A 16,431-nucleotide genomic window follows, 5' to 3' on the forward strand; every position below is an offset into this window, starting at 1 on the left:
TCCCGGGCGATCCCCCGGCCGGTATCCAACCGTCATCAGGGACCGGTCGGCCCCCCGCTCCCCCATGTCACACCGGCCGCTGACGCCCCGCCACACCGGCCACTGCCGCCCCTCACTCCGGCCGCTGACGCCCGTCGCTCGGGCCGCCGAGACCCCTCACTCCGGGGCGGCCCCGCCGTCGGTCAGGCCGTCGTGAAGTCCTCGCACCAGCTGCTCTCCGAGCCGGCCCACCAGCCGCAGCGTGTCCTCGAACGCGGCGAGCGCGCGGAACCGTTCGCCGTAGCGCCGCTGGTCCGCCAGCGGCAGCCGCGGCACATGCAGTCGGCGCACGTCGAGCCGGGAGGCGGTGGTGGCGTGGCTGCTGGCCTGGCGGTTGTTGGCGGTGCCGCGCAAAAATCCGGCGAGGAACCACGGGTCGAGCGCGCCGGGTTCGGGCCGCAGGAGCTGAAGGTTGCGGCCGAGTGCGGCGCCCGCGTGGCTCTCGTCGACGACCCGGACGATCGTCCCGCCGCCGAGCACCGGCACCACCACGTCGCCGGCCCGGATGAGCACCGGTTCCTCGGCGGGTCCCTCGGGCAGGCTGCCCGAGGGAGCGGTGCCGGCCAGCACGTCGTGCTCGGTGAGGACGGCGGGCGGGGTGCCGCCCGCGCCCGAGGTGCCGGCGCCGCCGGGACGCATCACCAGCGCGCCCGCGCGGGCGAGTTCGCCGACGGTGGTGAGGGTCCGGCGCGTACCGGGGGCCTCGCCTGCGGGGTCCGGGACCAGCTCGGCGGCCTGCCGCAGCGTGGCGTGGAGCCGTTCGCGTACGGCGTCGAGAGCGGCGGCGCCGCCCTCGGCCGCGGGGGGCGGCAGATGACGGGCCGGCGCGAGGTCGACCTCGTCGTCGAGGAGGTCGATGACCGGCACCGACCGGCTGACGCCGGGCTGCCCGGTGACGGTGCCGTCGCGGTCGAACGCGGTCCAGGCGTCGAGCACCGCGGTCCGCAGGGCAGGCCAGGGCAGGCGGTCGCGGCCCGCGTCCACCGCCGCGCCCTCGATGCCGCAGGTGTCGACGAGGAGGAGTTCGGCGGCGGGCCGGTCGGCGGCGCCCGGCCTGCGCAGCACCCACAGGTGCAGCGGGATGCCGTACGGGGGCGCGGCCCCGGGCGGCAGGGCGACGATGGCGCGCAGGGCGCCACGGCGCAGCAGGCCGGCGCGGATGCGCCGCCCGGACCGGCGCGAGGCGGCGGCGGGCGGCATGAGCAGCACGGCCGTGCCGCCCTCGCGCAGCCGCGCCAGCGCGTGCTGCACCCAGGCCAGTTCGGACTCGGTGCGGGCCGGGAGGCCGTACTCCCAGCGCGGGTCGTAGGCGAGTTCGTCGTGGCCCCAGGACCGCTCGTTGAACGGCGGGTGGCACAGGACGGCGTCCGCGGCCAGTTCGGGGAAGGCGTCCGCGCGCAGCGAGTCGGCGGCCACGGTGCGGACGGCTGCGGAGCCCGCCAGGGCGAGCCGGAGCCCGGTCAGGGCGGCGAGGTCGGGGTCGGCGTCCTGGCCGTGCAGGGCGCCTGCCGTCGGCAGCGCGCCCAGCAGGGCGCCGGTGCCGCAGGCCGGGTCGAGGACGCAGGCGGCGGGCCCGGCGAGTGCGGCCATCAGGTCTGCGGGGCCCCGGGGGGTGAGCGTGTACTGGCGGGGGTTGGCGTCGAGGTGCCGGCCGAGCAGGAACTCGAAGGCGTCCCGGGGTCCGGCCTCGTCGGCGAGTGCGACGACCCCGCGCAGCAGCGGCACGAACGAGGCGAACTCCGCGGCGCCAGGGGTGTTCACACCCTGGGTGTGAGCACCCGGCAGGCAGCCGCCCGGCCCCAGGCGTTCGCCCGCCACCCGGTCAAGGACCTCGGGCAGCCGCTCAGTCAGATCGGCGTCGGACATCTTGGCCAACTGGCGCCACAGCGGCGGCTGTTGACGCAGCATCAGCAGGACGCGCCCCGCGTGCACCAGGGCCGTGACCGCGCCCGCGGGGTGGACGCAGAGCTGCTGCCAGACCCGTTCGCGCAGCGGGACTTCGGCGAGCTTGCCCTGGTCGCGCAGCCACTGCTCGACCTCGCCGAGCGCGAAGGAGGGGCTGGTGTCGGTGCCGCCGACCGGCTTGGGGAAGTCGGCGTGACGGCGGCGCCAGTTGCTGACCGCCGCGCGGCCCACCCCCGCCAGCCGGGCGATGGCGGCCGCGGTCACCTCCGTTGCGTGCTGCGGCACTTGGCCGCTCCCCTCGTCCATGACGCCGAGCCTACCGAACGATGCCACAGCACCCGGTACACACCGTGAATGGTAACGATCCATGCGTCGATGTTGACTCGGTTCACAGCGCTCTGCTCTGATGTGCCGCGGTCCGCCGCACCTGCCACCGCGCCGGCCCCTCACCACCACCCCGTACCGCCGTGCCCCCAGGGGGAGTTCACCGTCATGCGCCGCCGCACGATCGTCACCAGCACCGCCCTCCTCGTCTGCGCCACCACGGCCCTGACGGCCTGTTCGAGCTCCGGCTCCGGCTCCGGCTCCGGCTCCGCCAAGGGCGCGGCCGCCGCCACGTCGCCGACCGCCGCGGCCCCGGCCGCCGCGACGCCGAGCGCCACGAAGGGCCCGTACGCGGACCTCTCCGGCGGCCAGATCGCCACCAACGCGCTCAAGGCCACCCGCTCGGCCTCTTCGCTGCACGTGCTGGCGGACATCGTCGACGCGAAGGACGGCCCCAGCAAGCTGGACGTGTCCTTGAACTCCAAGGGCGACTGCACCGGCACCCTCGGGGACGGCAAGGACGCCCTCAAACTCATCAAGGTCGGCCACACGGCGTATGTGAAGCCGGAGAAGTCGACCGGCAAGTGGACGAAGACGAACACGACGTCCGGCGACGGCAAGGACCTCGCCGCCGCCTGCGACCTGAACAGCTTCTTCGGCCCCCTCAAGGGCGAGGACACGGTGGCACGCAAGGGCGCGACCACGACGGTCGGCGGCGCCCCCGCGATCGTGCTGACCGAGAACGACAGCACCGGAGACTTCACCATGGACGTGGCGACGTCCGGCAAGCCCTATCTCCTGAAGATGGTCTCCTCGGGCGGCGACAGCCCCGGCACCGTCGCCTTCTCGGACTTCGGCCGGCCCGTCCACGCGGTCGCCCCGCCGAAGTCCCAGGTCGCCGCGGGCTGACGACGCCCACCCGCCCCCGGCCAAAAGCCCGCTCAGCCCGCTCAGCCCCCTCAGCCCGCGCAGCCCCCTCAGCCCGCTCAGCCCGCTCAGCCCGCCGGGAGCTTCTGGTCGGGACAGCCGTCGAGGACCGTCTTCATGGCGGTCTTCTCGGCATCGGTCAGCCACACGCCGTACTTCTTCTTCACGGCCACCTGGTCCGCCACATACGTACAGCGGTACGCCTTGTAGGGCGGCAGCCAGGTCGCCGCGTCGCCGTCGCTCTTGCGGCGGTTCGCGCTCGCGTCGACGGCGATCAGGTTGAGCGGATCATTGGCGAACGCGGTCCGCTTCTGCTTGTCCCACTGCTGGGCGCCCTTCTGCCAGGCGTCCGACAGCGCCACCACATGATCGATGTCGATCTTGCTGGCGCCGCGCTTGAAGGTGATGGACTGCCCGGTGTACGGGTCATGCGCGAGCGTGCCGGACGACACGTCGCACTTGTCCTTGAACGTCACGTCCTTGAGGTCCCGCTTGAGTATGTCCTCGCGGGTCTCACAGCCGTTGTGGTCGGTGTCGGTCCAGCCCGTGCCGAACTGGTCGCGGGTGTAACCGGTCTTGGGCGCCCGCCCCTTGACGGCGAGCGAGTCGACGGCGGCGAGCGCGTAGCCGGCGGCCCCCCTGGCACCCGGGGCGCCGCCCTTCGCGGTGGTGCCGGGCCCGCAGCCGGTGACGACGAGGGAGGCCGCGAGGACGGTCGCGGGCAGGGCGATTCGGTAGATACGCATCAAAGCGGGCCATCCTGGCAGCAGTCGGCGGAACCTCGCAAGCGTACGTACTCCTACCCGGCCGACCGCAGCTCAACGGCCGCGGACACGAACGAGGGGTGGCCCGCGCCGTGCGGGCCACCCCTCACTTCGCCCTCGCCCCAGCCGTCTCACGACCCCAGGATCGTGGTCAGGAACTCGCCCGTCCACGCGAGCAGTTCCCGGCCCACCACCGGCTTCCCGCCGATCTTCCCCGCCGTCGGACGCGGCACCAGGATCTGCCGGGTGGGCGCCTTGATGATCGTGCGCGGGTGGAGCCGCTTGAGGCGCAGCTCCTGCGACTCCCTCAACTCCACCGGCGCGAAACGGATGTTGGGACCCTGGAGCACGATCTCGCCGACCCCGCAGGCGCGGGCCAGCATGCGCAGACCCGCGACCAGGAGCAGGTTCTCGACCGGCTCGGGCAGCTTGCCGTAGCGGTCGGTGAGCTCCTCGCGCACCGCCTTGACGTCGGCCTCGGAGTTGGCCGAGGCGATCGCCCGGTAGGCCTGGAGCCGCAGCCGCTCACCCGGCGCGTAGTCGTGCGGGACATGCGCGTCGACCGGCAGCTCGATCTTGACTTCGAGCGGCGCCTCCTCCTGCTCGCCGCCGTCCATCTGTGCCCGGTAGTCGGCGACGGCCTCGCCGACCATGCGGACGTACAGGTCGAAGCCGACGCCCGCGATGTGCCCGGACTGCTCGCCGCCGAGCAGGTTGCCCGCGCCACGGATCTCCAGGTCCTTCATCGCCACATACATGCCCGCGCCCATCTCGGTGTGCTGGGCGATCGTGGCCAGCCGCTCGTGCGCGGTCTCCGTCAGCGGCTTCTCCGGCGGATACAGGAAGTAGGAGTAGCCCCGCTCACGGCCACGGCCGACCCGGCCGCGCAGCTGGTGCAGCTGGGAGAGGCCGAAGTTGTCGCCGCGCTCCACGATGAGGGTGTTGGCGTTGGAGATGTCGATGCCGGACTCGACGATCGTCGTCGAGACGAGCACGTCGAACTTCTTCTCCCAGAAGTCGACCACGACCTGCTCCAGCCGGCTCTCGCCCATCTGCCCGTGCGCGGTCTGGATGCGCGCCTCCGGCACGATCTCCCGCAGCTTCGCCGCCGCCCGGTCGATGGACTCCACCCGGTTGTGGATGTAGAAGACCTGGCCCTCGCGCAGCAGCTCACGCCGGATGGCGGCGCCGATCTGCTTCTCCTCGTACGGCCCCACGAAGGTGAGGACGGGGTGGCGCTCCTCCGGCGGTGTGGTGATCGTGGACATCTCGCGGATGCCGGTGACGGCCATTTCGAGCGTACGGGGAATGGGGGTGGCCGACATCGTCAGGACGTCCACATTGGCGCGGAGCTTCTTCAGCTGCTCCTTGTGCTCGACACCGAAGCGCTGCTCCTCGTCGACGATGACCAGGCCGAGATCCTTGAACTTGGTCTCGGAGGAGAACAGCCGGTGCGTGCCGATGACAAGATCGACCGAGCCGTCCTTGAGCCCTTCGAGCGTCGCCTTGGCCTCGGTGTCGCTCTGGAAACGGCTCAACGCCCGTACGTTGACCGGGAATTGGGCGTACCGCTCGGTGAACGTGCCGAAGTGCTGCTGGACGAGGAGCGTGGTCGGCACGAGCACGGCGACCTGCTTGCCGTCCTGCACCGCCTTGAACGCGGCGCGCACCGCGATCTCCGTCTTGCCGTAGCCGACGTCGCCACAGATGAGCCGGTCCATCGGGACCGTCTTCTCCATGTCCTCCTTGACCTCGGCGATCGTGGACAGCTGGTCGGGGGTCTCCGCGTACGGGAACGCGTCCTCCAGCTCGCGCTGCCAGGGGGTGTCCGCGCCGAACGCGTGGCCGGGAGCGGCCATGCGCGCGCTGTACAGCCTGATCAGGTCGGCGGCGATCTCCTTGACGGCCTTCTTGGCGCGCGCCTTGGTCTTGGTCCAGTCGGCGCCGCCGAGCCGGTGCAGCGTCGGGGCCTCGCCGCCCACGTACTTGGTGACCTGCTCCAGCTGGTCGGTGGGGATGTAGAGCCGGTCGCCGGGCTGGCCGCGCTTGGCGGGCGCGTACTCGACAAGCAGGTACTCGCGGGTCGCGTTCTGCACGGTGCGCTGGACCATCTCGATGTAGCGGCCCACGCCGTGCTGCTCGTGCACGATGTAGTCGCCCACCTCAAGGGTGAGCGGGTCGATGGTCTTGCGGCGCCGGGCCGGCATGCGGCCGAGGTCCTTGGTGGCGGAGCGCTGGCCGGTGAGGTCGGTCTCGGTCAGGACGGCGAGTCCGAGCGCGGGGTCGATGAACCCGAAGTCGATGGCGCCGCACGTCACATGGACGACGGAGGGGGTGAGCCGGGCGAGCTCGGCGTCGAGCCGGGCCGCGATGCCCTCGCCGCCCAGGACCTCCACGGTGCGCGACGCGGGGCCGTGGCCCGCCGTCACGTACACCGTGCGCCAGCCGTCGGCGAGCCACTGCTTGGTGTCGGCGAGCGCGCGCTGGGTGTCACCGCGGTACGTCTCGGGAGCGTGCATGCCGAGCTTGAGGGTGCCCTCGTCCTGGTCCGCGTCGTCGGCGGCGAACGGCGACACCGACCACCACATCATGCCGAGCTCGCGCGCCCTCTCCCGTACGTCGGCGATGCCCCACAGGGAGGCGGCGTTCACGTCGATGGGCGCCTGGCCTCCGCCGGCGCTCGCCGCCCAGGACGCCTGAAGGAACTCCTGGCTGGTGGCGACCAGGTCGGCAGCCCGGGTCCGCACCCGCTCGGGGTCGCAGACCACGGCCATCGCGCCCTTGGGCAGTACGTCGACCAGCAGCTCCATCTCGTCGACGAGGACCGGAGCGAGGGATTCCATGCCCTCCACCGCGATCCCCTCGGCGATCTTGCCGAGCAGTTCACCAAGCTCCGGGTGCTCCTCGGCGAGGGCCGCGGCACGGGTGCGTACGTCGTCGGTCAGCAGCAGCTCGCGGCAGGGCGGCGCCCATAGGCCGTGCTCGGCGACTTCCAGGGAGCGCTGGTCGGCGACCTTGAAGTAGCGGATCTCCTCGACGTCGTCACCCCAGAACTCCACGCGCAGCGGGTGCTCCTCGGTCGGCGGGAAGACATCGAGGATGCCGCCCCGCACGGCGAACTCCCCGCGCTTCTCGACGAGTTCGACCCGTGTGTACGCGGCGGCGGCCAGCCCCTCGACGATCTCGTTCAGATCGGCGGACTGCCCGGTGCGCAGCGCGACGGGCTCCAGGTCGCCCAGCCCCTTCACCTGCGGCTGGAGCACGGACCGGATCGGCGCGACCACGACGGAGACCGGGCCGGCCGCGGGGTCGTCCTTGCTGGGGTGGGCCAGGCGGCGCAGCACGGCGAGCCTGCGGCCCACGGTGTCGCTGCGCGGCGAGAGGCGTTCGTGCGGCAGCGTCTCCCAGGAGGGGTACTCGACGACCTCCTCGGCGGGCAGCATCGAGCGCAGCGCCGCGGCCAGATCCTCGGCCTCGCGGCCGGTGGCGGTCACGGCGAGCACCGTGCGGCCTGCCTCCCGGGCGAGGGCGGCGACGGCGAAGGGGCGGGCGGCGGGTGGTCCGACCAGGTCGACGTGGGCCTGGTGGCCGTCGGTGGCGGCCTTCACCGCTTCGGCGAGCGCGGGGTCTCGTACAACTGCGTCCAGCAGACCGTGCAGGCTCATGGACATCCATCCCGGGGAGTGGGCAACGCGAACTGCCCGACACGTCGTACGGGCCGGGGGGCTTCCAGCGTACGACGCCCCGCCTCCCCCCGCCGCCTCCCCGCCCCCGGGCCACCCCCCACCCCCAGAACTTGCGCAGTTCCCCGCGGTGCCTGAAGGGTCGGTCGTTCGTCGAGTGCGGGCCGTGGTCGCTTCTCGCGCAGTTCCCCGCGGCGCCTGAGACCCCGGCTTTCGGCTGCGGGCCGTGCGTGGCTGGTCGCGCAGTTCCCCGCGCCCCTTCAGAGACCGGCTGTCGGCTGCGGGCCGTGGTCGCTTCTCGCGCAGTTCCCCGCGCCCCCTGAGAGACCGGCTTTCGGCTGCGGGCCGTGCGTGGCTGGTCGCGCAGTTCCCCGCGCCCCTTCAGAGACCGGCTTTCGGGTGCGGGCCGTGGTCGCTTTTCGCGCAGTTCCCCGCGCCCCTGGAACCCCCCTTTCGTCCGCAGGTCGTGGTCGCTTCTCGCGCAGTTCCCCGCGCCCCTAAACCCGTCGTTGGCCGCGGGTCGTGGACGGTGCTCGCGCAGTTCCCCGCGCCCCTGGCGGCGCTGGTGCACGAGCCGTGCCGGCCCGCACGGGCCACCTCAGCCTGTCCGGCGATTGAGGACGAGCGCCGTTCAGGCGCGAACGGGGGTGCAGGGGGCGGAGCCCCCGCATGGGGTCTGGGGCGCAGCCCCAGGGCTCAGCCGGTGCAAACCGCTACACGGGCGGGAGGGTGGGCAAACCCCCCGGGGTCTGGGGCGGAGCCCCAGGGAGCTGCACCCTCAAGTAGCCGCACGGGCGGGCGGGTGGGCGGACCCCCCGGGGTCCAGGGCCGCGCCTCACACCGCGTGGGGGAAAGTTGAGGGCCGGTGTCAACCGGGCAGGGGGTCCCAGGCGTATACCCCGTGAGACCTATCCAGCCACAGGAGCCGCATTGACCGACGAGGAGTTCGAGGAGTTCTACGCGCACTCCACGAAGCCGCTGGTAGGCCAGCTGTACCTGATGACGGGCGACCTCCACGAGGCACAGGACGTCGTCCAGGAGGCATTCGTACGGGCCTGGACCCGCCGAAGCCGCCTGGACGCCCCCACGACCGCGGGCCCGGACGCCTGGGTGAGGACCGTGGCATGGCGCCTCGCCGTGAGCCGCTGGCGCAGAGGCCGCCGCGCCGGCGAGGCATGGCGGCGCCACCACCGCACGCACCACACCCCCGCCCCCGAACCGGAACCCGGCACCGTCGCCCTCGTCGAGGCGCTGCGCACCCTCTCGGACCGCCAGCGCCGCGTCGCCGTACTGCACTACGTGTGCGACCTGAGCGTGGAGCAGGTCGCACACGAGACCGGCATCAGCCCCGGCACCGTCAAGACCCATCTGTCGCGCGCCAGGGCCGCCCTCGCGCCCCGTCTCCTGGAGGAGGAGCCCGGTGTCTGACGTCAACGAGGACGAGGAACCCCTGGTCCGCGCCCTGAAGCGGGCCGCCGACACGGCCGGCCGGCACATCGTGCCGCAGCCCGTGGAACGGATCGCCGCGCGCGGGCTGCGGCGCCGCAGGCGCAACCTCGCCGCGCTCGCCGCCTGCGCGGTGTGCCTGCTCGCCGGTTCCGGCGCCGCGCTCGGCGCACGGCTCCAGCAGAGCGCCCCCGCGCCGCCCGCCACGGCCCCCACCGGCGCCTCGTCCGCCACGGGAAGCAGCTCCGGCTCGCCCTCCGCCATGCAGGGGACGGGGACGCCGTCCGCGGTGCCGGGCCCCCCGGGGCCCTCGCTCGGCGCCGGCACCTCCCGGCGCGTACCGCCGACCGGGTCCCCCTCGCTCTCCGCCCCGCCCCGCACCTCCACGGGCACCCCCTCGCGCTCCCCGCTGCCCCAAGACCAGGGCTCCCCTTCGAACGGCGTGCCCGTCGGCTCGCCCTCCTACTCGTTCGCGGACCAGAACCCCTCCGGCTCCGTCACCCCGACCACCCCCGTCCGCTGACCCAAGGAGCCCCACCGTGTCCGGAGTCCTCCTCACCCTGCCCGAGAACGGGACCGGCCCCCGGCCTTCCCCCGAGCCGGGTGGAGGCCGGCGGCGCGAGCGTGGCTGGGAGCGAATACTCCGGCGGCGGCAGGCCGATCCGTATCTGCTCGCCGCCGTCCTGTTCGTCGCGTACACCGCGCTCGGAGTGCTGCGCTACCGGCGGATGGAGACCCGCTCCTGGGACCTGGGGATCTTCGAACAGGCGGTCCGCGCCTACGCCCACCTCCAGGCGCCCATCGTCGATCTGAAGGGGCCCGGCACCAACGTCCTCGGTGATCACTTCAGCCCGGTGACCGCCCTGCTCGCCCCGGCCTACCGGCTCTTCCCCACGCCCGTCACCCTGCTCGTCGCCCAGGCCGCGCTGTTCGCGCTTGCCGCGGTCCCGGTGACCCGCGCGTCCGCCCGGCTGCTGGGACGCGGCCCCGGGCTCGCGGTGGGTGTCGCGTACGGCCTGTCCTGGGGGATCCAGCGCGCCGCCGACTTCGACTTCCACGAGATCTGCTTCGCCGTCCCGCTGATCGCCTTCAGCCTGGAGGCGATCCTGCGCGAGCGGTGGCGCGCGGCCCTCCTGTACGCACTGCCGCTGGTGCTGGTGAAGGAGGACCTGGGCCTGACGACCGCCGCGCTCGCCGTCGTCGTCGTGGTGCGGGCCCGCCGCGTCTCGCCGCGCGCCACCCAGTGGGCGGTGGGTGTCGCCGCGTTCGGGGCGGTGGCCACCCTCGTCATCCTCACCACCGTCATCCCCGCCTTCAACTCCACGGGCGGCTATGACTACTGGAGCAAGGTGGACGGGGCCGACGCGGCGGGCCCGCTGGCCGCCTGGCACCTCAAGATGCGCACCCTGACGTGGATCCTGCTGCCCACCACCGGCCTCCTCGCGCTGCGCTCCCCGCTGCTGCTCGCCGCACTGCCCACCCTTGGCTGGCGTTTTCTGTCCTCGGACGACCACTACTGGTCGACGGACTGGCACTACAGCGCGGTCCTGATGCCGGTGGTCGCGCTCGCGCTCACCGACGCCGTGGCCACCGCCCGCCGCAGCCGGCGCGCCTGGCTGCGTACCCACGCGCCCAAGCTGCCGCTGTGCGCGGCCGTCGCGGCCCTCGCGCTCACCCCCTCGCTGCCCCTTGCGGCCCTGACCGAGCCCACGACGTACCGGGTGAGCCCCCAAGTGGACGCCGCCGAGCGCCTGTTGAGCACGATCCCGGACGGGGCGACGGTGGAGGCGGACATCGGACCGATCGCCCGGCTCACCTCACGCTGCCGGGTCTTCTGGGTGGGTTCCGCCCGCCCGGTCACCCCCCGGTACATCGCGATCGACAACTCCGACGGCTGGGCGGGCGACCCCGTCCAGTACGCCACGACGCTGCACCCCGGCGCCCGTTACCAGGTCGCCGGGGTGGCAGCGGGTTACGTACTGCTGCGGCTCCAGCCGTGACCCGTACGGGCCGGGGCCGTCCTACTCCGTCGCGATGGCGTTCAGGACGTTCATCCGGCCGGCCCTGAATGCCGGGATCAGCGCGGCGAACAGACCCACGAACGCCGAGGCCACGAACACCGTGAGGATGGTCGACCAGGGGATCTCCAGGATGCCCATGCCTTCCAGGGCGAGCAGCTTGTGCGCCGTGGCGCCCCAGCCCATGCCGAGCCCGAGGCCCAGCAGCGCGCCGAACAGGGCGATCACCACCGACTCCAGGCGGATCATGCGGCGCAGCTGGCGGCGCGAGAGACCGATCGCACGCATCAGGCCGATCTCCCGGGTCCGCTCCACCACCGAAAGGGCCAGGGTGTTCACCACGCCGAGCACCGCCACGATGATCGCGAGGGCGAGCAGCCCGTACACGATGTTCAGGAGCTGGCCGATCTGGTCCTTCAGGTCCTGCTTGAAGTCGGCCTGGTTCTGCACCTTGTACTGCGGGTACGCCTTCAGCGACTCCTTCAGGGCGGCGTAGGCGTCCTTCGCCTTGCCGTCGTCCGCCTTCGCGAACATGATCTCGTCCTTGGGCATCCGGTCGGCGGGAACGTAGCTCGCGGCCGTCGTGATGCTCGTGTACATCGCGGCCTTGTCGACGTTGGTGTCGTCCGACGTGATCGCCGCGATCTTCAGCCGGGCGGTCCGGCCCTCCTTGAAGGCGACGGTCATCGAGTCGCCGACCTTCACGTGGTGCGCCGTGGCGTAGGTGTCGCCGACCGACATCGCGTTCTTGCCGTACGCGGCGGCCAGGTCGCCGGAGAGCACCGTGCGCCGCAGGTCCTGCGGGTACGTCGGGTCGGCGGCGACCAGGTTCTCGCTCCTGGAGGTGCTGCCGTCGGGGGCGGTCACCGTCGCGTCCATGTCCTTGTAGTTGGTGACGTGCGCGATGCCCGGGGTCTTCTCCAGGGCCTCGGCGGCCTGCGGCACGATGGGCTGGCCGGTGCCGGAGGACACGATGAAGTCCGCGCCGACCGACTTGTCGAGCTCGTCGGTGGCCGAGGCGACCATCGAGGAGCCCACCACCGAGAGGCAGGCGACCAGGGCGAGCCCGATCATCAGGGCGGCGCCCGTCGCTCCGGTACGCCGCGGGTTGCGCAGCGCGTTGCGCTCGGCCATCCGCCCGACCGGGCCGAACATCCGCAGCACCAGCGCGCTGATCACCCGCACCACGACGCCCGCGAGCAGCGGCCCGATGACGACGAAGCCGATCAGAGTGAGAACGACCCCCATCCCGAGCAGGCCCGAACCGGCGGACGCCTTCGAGGAGTTGGCCGAGGCGAACAGCGCGGCCACACCCGCGCCGGTCAGGACCAGACCGATGACGGCCCGGATCGCGCCGGCCCTGCCGTCGGCCGGGGTGCCCGCGTCGCGCAGCGCGGCCATCGGCGAGATCTTCCCCGCCCGCCGGGCCGGCACGTACGCGGCGACCACGGTCACCACGACACCCAGGACCAGGCCCACGACGGGTGTCGTCCATCTGACCGTGAGGTCACCGGTGGACAGCTCCATCCCGATGGAGCCCATCACCTTCATCAGTCCGACGGCCAGCCCGACCCCCGCGGCGACCCCGAGGACCGAACCGAACACGCCGAGCAGCAGCGCCTCCAGGAGGACCGAGCGGTTGACCTGCTTGCGGCTGGAGCCGATGGCGCGCATCAGACCGATCTCGCGGGTGCGCTGGGCGACCAGCATCGAGAACGTGTTGATGATCAGGAAGATGCCGACGAGGAGGGCGATCCCGGCGAAGCCGAGCATCGCGTACTTCATCACGTCGAGGAACGAGCCGACGCTTGAGCGGTTGGCGTCGGCGGACTCCTTCGCCGTCTGCACCTTGTACGTGCCCGCGCCGACCGCCGCCGCCACGTCCTGCTTGAGCCGCGCATCGCTCACCCCGCCCGCGGCGGTCACGTTGATCTGGGTGAACCGGCCGGTGGCGCCGAGCAGTTCGCGCTGCGCCGTCGCGGTGTCGAAGTAGACGATGGCCGCGCCGGGGTTGGTCACCTTGAAGGTGGCGATACCGGTGATCTTCGCGGTGAAGTCCCCGGTGACCGCGATGGTGCGCAGCTCGTCACCGAGCTTCAGGTGGTGCTTGTCGGCGGTGTCGGCGTCGACCATCATCTCCGTCGGCCCGCGCGGGGCGCGCCCGGAGGTGATCTCCATCGCCTTGAGGTCGTTGCCGGTCCAGTTGCCCGCGATGGTCGGGGCGCCGGTGGAGGAGCCCATGTTCTCGTTCTTGCCGTTCACGACGGTCACGCTTGCGCTGCTCACCCCGCCCTCGGCCTTGCCCACACCGGGCACCTTCGCGATCCGCTCCACGAGGGAGGCGGGCAGCGCGTCGGGCTTGCCGCTGCGGGAGCCTGCACCCTGGTCGTCGTCGGCCGACCTGGGACTGACGGTGACGTCGGACGCGGTCGCCGCGAACAGCTTGTCGAAGGTGGTGTTCATGGTGTCGGTGAAGACGAGCGTGCCGCACACGAACGCCACCGACAGCAGGACCGCGACGGCCGAGAGCGCCATCCGTCCCTTGTGCGCGAGGAAGTTGCGCATCGAGGTCTTGAGCACGCTCACGAGGTCCGCCCCCGCGCGTCGAAGTCCTTCATCCGGTCGAGGACCGCGTCGGCGGTCGGACGCAGCATCTCGTCCACGATGCGGCCGTCGGCGAGGTAGAGCACCCGGTCCGCGTAGGAGGCGGCCACCGGGTCGTGGGTGACCATCACGATGGTCTGACCCAGCTCGTCCACCGACTGGCGCAGGAAGCCGAGCACCTCGGCGCCCGCGCGGGAGTCCAGGTTTCCGGTCGGCTCGTCACCGAAGATGATCTCGGGGCGGGCCGCCAACGCCCGCGCCACCGCGACGCGTTGCTGCTGGCCGCCGGAGAGCTGGGTCGGCCGGTGCTTGAGCCGTCCCGCAAGGCCCACCGTCTCCACCACACGCTCCAGCCACTGAGCATCCGGCTTGCGCCCGGCGATGTCCATCGGCAGCGTGATGTTCTCCAGCGCGTTCAGCGTCGGCAGCAGGTTGAACGCCTGGAAGATGAACCCGATCCGGTCCCGGCGCAGCTGGGTGAGCTTCTTGTCCTTGAGCCCGGTGATCTCGGTCTCGTCCAGGTAGATCTGGCCGCCCGTCACCGTGTCGAGCCCGGCCAGGCAGTGCATGAGCGTGGACTTGCCGGAGCCCGATGGGCCCATGATCGCGGTGAACTGGCCCCGGGCTATGTCGACGTCGACGTGGTCGAGGGCGACCACTCGGGTCTCACCCGATCCGTACGCCTTCACGACCTGGCGCGCCCGAGCCGCGACCGCCGCACGCCCTCCGGTGTCCCCGTGCCTGGGAATGGTCACAGCCGTTGTCACGGTAATTCTCCTAGGTCGTTTTCAGCCAGTCGCTGACGCCAGTCACTGACGTACGCCTTGAGTCTCCGGCAGGGCAGCGCTCGGCGCCCTGGTGCCCGGCGCAGTCTTCGGGGTGGGGTTTTCCCCACCCCGCGACCGCGCTTCATGACGTAAAACCACGGTAAGGAACGGGCTCAGGCGCCACCTCCTCCGCCGGGACGAAACGCCCCTCCCCCGAAGTAGGGCCCACCCCCTAGGGGTCTCAACCCCTGGGACCAGTCCCCCGGGAGGAGCCCCCGCCACCCTCTGCCACGCATCCTTGTCAGCCATTGCGCCGACCCCGGGCCTTTGGCCGCCTGACCCCTGACGCCGCCTGGCACCTGGCCGCCTGGCCGCCTGGCACCTGGCCGCCTGGCCGCCTAGCCCCTGACCCCGGCGACGCCACCGCGCCCAGCCGCGCGGCGGCGTCGCCGGGGCGCCGGGGCCGCCGAGGTCGCCAAGGTCGCCGAGGTCGCCGGGACCGCCGGGGCCGCAGGGCCGCCAGGGCCGCCGGGGCCGCAGGGCCGCCAGGGCCGCCGGGGCCGCAGGGCCGCCAGGGCCGCCGGGGTCGCAAGGGTCACCGGGGCCCAGGGGTCGCCGAGGTCGCCCGGGTCGCAGGGGAAGCCGAGGCCTCCCGGGCCGCCGAGGTCGCCAAGGTCACCGGGGGCGCCGGGGCCGCAGGGGTCGCCCGGGTCACCGGGGCCGCCGAGGTCACCAGGGCCGCCGAGGCCGCCCGGGCCGCCCGGGTCGCCCGGGTCGCCGGGGGCGTCGTCCGGGCTCAGTCCTCGGGCGGGGTGCGGCCCGTCAGGGTGGCCAGGCTGTCGCGTACGTGCGCCATGTGCGCCCGCATGCCCTCGCGGGCCTCGTCGTGCTCGCGCACCACCCGCTCCACCTCCGCCACGATCCGGTCCTCGCGGGCCCGCGCCCCTGCGACCAGCTCCGCCGCCCGTGCCTCGGCGTCCTCCTCGCCGTGCCGCGCGCTCTCCTCGGCGTCGGCGTAAGCACGCCGCGCCGCATCGAGCGCGGCCTCGGCGGCCGCCGTCAGCTCCGCGAGACGCGACTCCAACTGCCGTTCCTGCTCGGCGTGTTCACGCTCCAGCGCATCGAGCGCGTCCGCGTGCTCCCGCTCCTGCCCGGCCCGTTCCGCCTCACAGCGGCGACGCGTCCCGGCCAGCTCTCCGGCCGCCTCCTCGCGGAGTTCTTCCGCCGCGGTGCGCGCGGCACCCCGCAGCTCGTCGGCCTCCTCGCGCGCCGCGAGCAGCCGCCGGGTCACCCACTCCTCGGCGTCCGCGAGCACCGCCTCGCTGTCCGTACGCGCCGCGTCCCGCGCCGCGCGGCCCGCCTCCTCCGCGGCGCGCACGCACCCGGCCGCCGCCTCGTCCGCCGCGGCCCGCAGCTCGTCCGCCTCCTCGACGGCCAGCGCGAACAGCGCCCGGGCGCGGCCACCCAGCTCCTCGTACGTCTGCGGGGCGAGCCCGGCGACCTGCTCGCGCAACGCGGCCGCCCGCTCACCCAGCTCAGCGGCGAGGGCGGCGAGCCGGGCCTCCCGCTCCCCGGCCTCCTCGCGTTCCCGCGCGAGCCGGGCCACGGTGCGGTCGACCTGATCGGGACGGTAACCACGGCCACGGCCGGTCCCGAACGGCCGCGCCGCCGGCGGCACCGATGCTGCGCTCATCCCTCACGTCCTCTCATCCGCACCCACGGACCGCCCGGCACCTGTACCGGCTGCCCGACGCCCACTCCGACCGATCGAAGCGACATGGCCAAAAGGCGACACTCCGCCCACATCCCTCGCTCAAGGATGCGTCAACCGGCGCCAGAAGTCGGCATCGCATGGGCACCCCATGGGCACCGCACGCCCGAAGCACCCACCGCAACCCGCACGCCCGAAGCACCCACCGCGACCCGCATGCCCGAGGCGCCCACCGCGACCCGC

10 protein-coding genes are annotated in these 16,431 nt (G+C 73.0%); 4 read left to right on the forward strand and 6 right to left on the reverse strand.

Annotation, left to right across the window (positions count from 1 at the left end; genetic code table 11):
- Positions 1–156: 156 nt before the first annotated feature.
- A complete protein-coding gene (locus ACGFW5_RS29165; protein WP_393837293.1) occupies positions 157–2,250 on the reverse strand; it encodes an N-6 DNA methylase in 2,094 nt (697 codons plus the stop codon).
- A 186-nt stretch (positions 2,251–2,436) separates the two neighbouring features.
- On the opposite strand from ACGFW5_RS29165, the gene ACGFW5_RS29170 reads away from it, so the two are divergent.
- Positions 2,437–3,177 carry a hypothetical protein gene (locus tag ACGFW5_RS29170; protein WP_393837294.1) on the forward strand — a complete coding sequence of 247 codons (741 nt, stop codon included), beginning with the start codon at positions 2,437–2,439 and terminating at the stop codon, positions 3,175–3,177.
- Positions 3,178–3,263: 86 nt separating this feature from the next.
- Here ACGFW5_RS29170 and ACGFW5_RS29175 read toward each other — a convergent pair whose 3' ends face one another.
- Positions 3,264–3,941 carry an HNH endonuclease family protein gene (locus tag ACGFW5_RS29175; RefSeq protein ID WP_393837295.1) on the reverse strand — a complete coding sequence of 226 codons (678 nt, stop codon included), beginning with the start codon at positions 3,939–3,941 and terminating at the stop codon, positions 3,264–3,266.
- A gap of 149 nt (positions 3,942–4,090) precedes the next feature.
- Positions 4,091–7,624, reverse strand: coding sequence for a transcription-repair coupling factor (gene mfd / locus ACGFW5_RS29180; protein ID WP_393837296.1), 3,534 nt, complete (start codon positions 7,622–7,624; stop codon positions 4,091–4,093).
- A gap of 948 nt (positions 7,625–8,572) precedes the next feature.
- Between mfd and ACGFW5_RS29185 the strand changes: the two genes are divergently transcribed.
- From ACGFW5_RS29185 to ACGFW5_RS29195, 3 genes are read left to right on the forward strand one after another with little or no spacing between them, the layout of a single operon-like run.
- The gene (locus tag ACGFW5_RS29185) at positions 8,573–9,070 is read left to right on the forward strand and encodes a SigE family RNA polymerase sigma factor (protein ID WP_393837297.1); all 498 of its coding nucleotides are present in this window, start codon (positions 8,573–8,575) and stop codon (positions 9,068–9,070) included.
- Positions 9,063–9,611: a hypothetical protein gene (locus tag ACGFW5_RS29190; protein ID WP_393837298.1), complete on the forward strand. Its 549-nt coding sequence runs from the start codon at positions 9,063–9,065 to the stop codon at positions 9,609–9,611. Before ACGFW5_RS29185 ends, ACGFW5_RS29190 begins: the two co-directional genes overlap by 8 nt.
- A 16-nt stretch (positions 9,612–9,627) precedes the next feature.
- Positions 9,628–11,088 carry a DUF2079 domain-containing protein gene (locus tag ACGFW5_RS29195; RefSeq protein ID WP_393837299.1) on the forward strand — a complete coding sequence of 487 codons (1,461 nt, stop codon included), beginning with the start codon at positions 9,628–9,630 and terminating at the stop codon, positions 11,086–11,088.
- Between the two features lie 21 nt (positions 11,089–11,109).
- Here the strand turns inward: ACGFW5_RS29195 and ACGFW5_RS29200 are convergent, their stop codons facing one another.
- The 3 genes from ACGFW5_RS29200 to ACGFW5_RS29210 all read right to left on the reverse strand — a co-directional run bounded on the left by ACGFW5_RS29200 (position 11,110) and on the right by ACGFW5_RS29210 (position 16,170).
- A complete protein-coding gene (locus ACGFW5_RS29200; RefSeq protein ID WP_393837300.1) occupies positions 11,110–13,692 on the reverse strand; it encodes an ABC transporter permease in 2,583 nt (860 codons plus the stop codon).
- Complete coding sequence (locus ACGFW5_RS29205) at positions 13,689–14,477, reverse strand: ABC transporter ATP-binding protein (RefSeq protein ID WP_393837301.1); 789 nt, start codon at positions 14,475–14,477, stop codon at positions 13,689–13,691. The genes ACGFW5_RS29200 and ACGFW5_RS29205 overlap by 4 nt, the downstream gene beginning before the upstream one ends.
- A gap of 796 nt (positions 14,478–15,273) precedes the next feature.
- Entirely contained in the window at positions 15,274–16,170 is an 897-nt protein-coding gene (locus tag ACGFW5_RS29210; RefSeq protein ID WP_393837302.1) for a cellulose-binding protein, read from the reverse strand.
- Positions 16,171–16,431: the final 261 nt, after the last annotated feature.

It is taken from the genome of Streptomyces sp. NPDC048416 (assembly GCF_043200435.1).
In the GTDB taxonomy this organism is placed as follows: Bacteria; Actinomycetota; Actinomycetes; order Streptomycetales; family Streptomycetaceae; genus Streptomyces.